Here is a 1,241-nt window from a genome sequence, read left to right on the forward strand (position 1 = left end):
TGGACCGACCAGAGTTCCATAGACACTCAGTCGCCGCTCTGCGCGTAGCGCTTTTCGAACTCTACCGGTGACATGCCGCCAGCGGAACCATGCCGGCGAATCGGGTTGTAGAACATCTCGATGTAGTCGAACACGTCCGAAGCAGCAGTGGCTCGCGTCGGGTAGATCTGCCGCTTGATCCGCTCCTTCTTCAGGACGCTGAAGAAACTCTCGGCCACGGCGTTGTCGTGGCAGTTCCCGCGACGGCTCATGCTCGGCACCATCCGGTGCGCCTTCAGGAACGACTGCCAGTCGTTGCTGGTGAACTGGCAGCCCTGGTCGGAGTGGACCAGCACGCCCGGGCCGGGCTTGCGTCGCCATGCCGCCGCCATCAGCGCCTGCAGCACCAGGTCGCTGGTCATTGTGGACGCCGTTGCCCACCCGACGATCTGGCGCGAGTACAAGTCCATCACTGCGGCCAGGAACAGCCAGCCCTCGTAGGTGCGGATGTAGGTGATGTCCGTGACCCAGACCTTGTTCGGGGCGTGCGGCGTGAAGTCCCGGTTGAGCACGTTCGCCACGGCACCGACCGGGCCGCCGCGGTGGCGCGGCTTGCCGCCATAGCCCACCTGCGCCCGCAGGCCCTCGGCCTTCATCAGCCGCCGGACGCGGTGCCGGCTGCAATGCTCGCCGGCTTCCCGCAGGTCCAAGGTGATCTTGCGATAGCCATACACCGCGCCGCTGGCCAGCCAGTGGTGCCTGATCAGCCCCAGCAGGCGCTGATCGTCCCGCTCGCGGGCACTGGTGCCTTGGCGCAACCAGGCGTAGTAGCCGCTGCGGTGCACGCCCAGCACCCGGCACATCGCGACCAGGCGGAACTCGCGGATGTGCGCGCGCATGAACGCGTACTTCGCCCTTACCCCTTGGCAAAGTACGCGGCGGCTTTTTTTAGGATGTCGCGCTCCTCGGTCACACGCCGCAGCTCGGCCTTGAGCCGGCGGATCTCGGCCGAGTCGCTCGGCGCTGCTGAAGCGCCCGATGCCGGCGCCATTTTCCTCGCCACCTGCACCCAGCCATACAGGGTGTGCTTGGGGATCCCGATCCGGGCGGCGACGTCCACCACCGTGAAGCCGCGCTCGATCACCTGCTTCACCGCCTCGGCCCGGAACTCATCCGTGTACTGCTTGCTGTTGCCCATAAACACCTCGGTCATTGCCATGAATTATGGCGTCCGGATGTCTACGAAAGGCTGGTCGGTCCAC

At 65.8% G+C, this 1,241-nt stretch carries 1 protein-coding gene; it reads right to left on the reverse strand.

What is annotated here, in order from left to right; genetic code table 11:
* Nucleotides 1-26 precede the first annotated feature (26 nt).
* Nucleotides 27-1,177, reverse strand: a protein-coding gene (locus IP93_RS15575) for an IS3 family transposase (RefSeq protein ID WP_242006901.1) whose coding sequence is annotated in 2 segments (ribosomal slippage) — nt 27-931 and nt 931-1,177 — 1,152 coding nt in all. Because the reading frame shifts where the segments join, the coding sequence is not laid out codon by codon here.
* Between the last annotated feature and the right edge of the window lie 64 nt (nt 1,178-1,241).

Origin of the sequence: Aerolutibacter ruishenii, from assembly GCF_007830115.1 — a bacterium.
In the GTDB taxonomy this organism is placed as follows: domain Bacteria; phylum Pseudomonadota; class Gammaproteobacteria; order Xanthomonadales; family Xanthomonadaceae; genus Aerolutibacter; species Aerolutibacter ruishenii.